This is a genomic window from Streptococcus sp. (assembly GCF_019414905.1).
Lineage (GTDB): Bacteria > Bacillota > Bacilli > Lactobacillales > Streptococcaceae > Streptococcus.
The window spans coordinates 1-2,654 of sequence record NZ_DXLC01000175.1; the positions used below are offsets into that span (position 1 = coordinate 1).

At 43.4% G+C, this 2,654-nt stretch carries 3 protein-coding genes; all 3 read right to left on the reverse strand.

Going from position 1 to position 2,654, the window contains the following annotated elements; genetic code table 11:
• Positions 1–10: 10 nt before the first annotated feature.
• Positions 11–1,177: an ATP-grasp domain-containing protein gene (locus tag QZ359_RS05320; protein WP_293963911.1), complete on the reverse strand. Its 1,167-nt coding sequence runs from the start codon at positions 1,175–1,177 to the stop codon at positions 11–13.
• Positions 1,178–1,189: 12 nt separating this feature from the next.
• On the reverse strand, positions 1,190–1,930 hold the full coding sequence (locus QZ359_RS05325; protein WP_293963912.1) for an esterase family protein: 741 nt from the start codon (positions 1,928–1,930) through the stop codon (positions 1,190–1,192).
• 18 nt (positions 1,931–1,948) lie between these two features.
• Positions 1,949–2,654: alpha/beta hydrolase (locus QZ359_RS05330; protein ID WP_293963913.1), on the reverse strand; the 706-nt coding region annotated here is incomplete at its 5' end.

Below are 2,654 nucleotides of genomic sequence, written 5' to 3' on the forward strand. Positions count from 1 at the left end.
CTATAGTTCCTTAAGCTTGACGTTGTCCGAAATCTGCAATCATCTGATCCATTTCTTGTCGACTAGGTGTTGTCAGCATATAAAGGTAATCTCCTTGAAGTTCCGCAAAGGCTGCTGGCATGATTTTTTTAACCTTGAACTGCTGGCTATATTTGTCAAGCAAATCCTCTTCTGAATATACATAGTGGGCATTGGCACGGCGAGAAGTAGCCAAACAATACTGCGCTTCAAACTCTGACACTGGGAACTCTTCTCCTGCGACAATCGCCGCATAGCCTCGATAGAGGTCCAAGGAATGAGCAAAATTATAAACATCGATAGTGAAACCACCTGCAGGACGGTTATTGTACTCGATGGCAATATAATCATCCCCCTCACGGAAGAACTCGATATGGAAGAACCGTTCTTTCATACCAAATTCTTTGACAATTGCCTCACCATATTTACGTAATTTAGGATCCATATCCTTGAGAACGTAATAAGAATTGTCCATCTTGTAAATCATGAGATCAAGCGGTGTATAGGCGTAATCAAAGGTTGTTGAGAAGACAATTTTACCATCCTTGTCCACAAGACCATCAAAGGTACAAATTTCGCTAGAGGTGACAAATTTCTCAAAGAAATAAACAGTTGAATGATCCCACTCAGTCTTGAAGTGATTGATATCGTCTTCCGTCTCAAGTTTAAAGGTTGCGGCTGCTCCCACTCCATTATCAGGTTTGGCAATCATTGGAAGGCCGATTTCATTCACAGCTTGATCGACATCTGCTTCCGTCTTGATAACAGCTCCAGGTACCACAGGGACACCTGCTTTCTTGAAAAGCTTCTTCATTTCAGACTTATATTTCGTCTTTTTGAGATCCTCTGGTTTGGCACCAAAAACATTGAATTGCTCACGAAGACTTGCATCTAACTCAAGCCAGTATTCATTATGAGACTCAATGCGATCAATTGGGCCATGTTTATAAAAGAGAAAAGCAACTGCACGTTTGACTTCATCTATGTTCTCAAGATTGTCAACACGGAAATACTCGGTCAGGCTATTGCGCAAAGGCTCATCCAATTGCTCGTAAGGTTCCTGACCAATTCCCAAGACGGTGATGCCTTTATTGGCTAGTTCGATGGTAAACTGTTGAAAGTTTTGTGGATAGTAGGGAGAAATAACAAGGTAATTCATAGGTCACTCCTTTTATAAATAGAGACTGCCGAGGAAATAAGGCATTTGTTTGCGCCACCATTCCCAGTCGTGGGCGACATCATGTCCCCATTCAGCAAACCAGGCTGGAATTTGTTTCTGGTCAAAGGCCTCTTTGAGCTTGTAGAAAGATGGTAGACCATCTTGTTCCCAGGCTCCAAGTCCTGTACACAGCACAATCTCTGCCTGACGATAACGGTCAATAAACCAGCCGTCGTGTTGGTTCCAGATATAATCTACTGGCGAGTTTTGGTAAATTGCATCATCGTTGTAGTAATCACCGACAAAGAAACGTGCGTCGTAAACACCACTGAGAGCAATCACCTTGGTAAAGACATCTGGATGCTGGAGGAAGAAATTGAGTGCATGGTAGGCACCCATTGAGCAACCCGTTGTCATCATGCCATCAAACCAACCTGTCTTATGCTTGATAAAAGGAATGGCTTCCTCAATCACGTAGCGTTCGTAGGCACGGTGCATCTCCGCTTGGTCGTGACCGTTTTTCCAAGTGGCCAACCAGCTCTCACTGTCTACACTGGATAGGGTAAAGAACTGAACACGTCCTTCCTCAATAAAGGAAGCACAAGCATCAATCATGCCAAAATCATAGTATTCGTTGTGACTACCACCAGATGAAGCAAAGACCACAACTGGAATTCCAGCATGACCATAACGGTTAAGGTACATTTCACGGTTAAGATTGCCACTCCAGTGGCTAAGATGTTCAATATGCATATTTTCTCCTTTCTTACTTTACCATTTTTCTGCAAAAAATCTCAGACAGTCGGGTAGATTTTCTGACCAAGGGATTTCACTATGGATGGCACCAGATTGAACTTTCAGCACAAGATTATCCAGATGTACTCCCCCTGCTATCAAATCATGGTAATAGCGAAGCGAAGAGTCGATATAGGCTTGTTTGATATTACCAGCCATCAAGGTCTTGTCTGTATCATCCGCTTCTTCCGTTCCCACATAGATGAAGATGCGCTGGTCAGGCGATAGTTGCTGACGCTCGATATAGCGGTTAAAAGCTTCTTGGTGAAGCCAGTTAGCAGATGAAAAGACACCTAGACAACCAATTTGGTCTTGGTATTCCAAACCGATAAACTGGGTAATATTCCCTCCTAGTGAGGAACCAACCATAGCCGTATGCTGGCGATCAGCTTTAGTACGGTAGGTCTCATCGATAAATGGCTTGACCACCTCCATAACAAACTCGGCATACTCCACGCCCTTACCGCCAAATTGCTGTCCTGGGATCGGAGATTCTTGGAACTTCCAAGCCGCATACTCATTCATCCGACCCATACCATCATTATCAATGGCTACGACAATCATACGACTGATATCCGGATTACGCTTAATAGCTGGGATGATCTTCCATGAATGACCAATGAAAGACTCCTTGCTATAAAAAACATTTTGCCCGTCATGAAAGTATACAACAGGATAGGAA

Excerpts from the sequence above, each read along its gene's own strand:
- QZ359_RS05320 (WP_293963911.1), bottom strand. The coding sequence starts at position 1,177 with ATGAATTACCTTGTTATTTCTCCCTACTATCCACAAAACTTTCAACAG.
- QZ359_RS05325 (WP_293963912.1), bottom strand. The coding sequence starts at position 1,930 with ATGCATATTGAACATCTTAGCCACTGGAGTGGCAATCTTAACCGTGAA.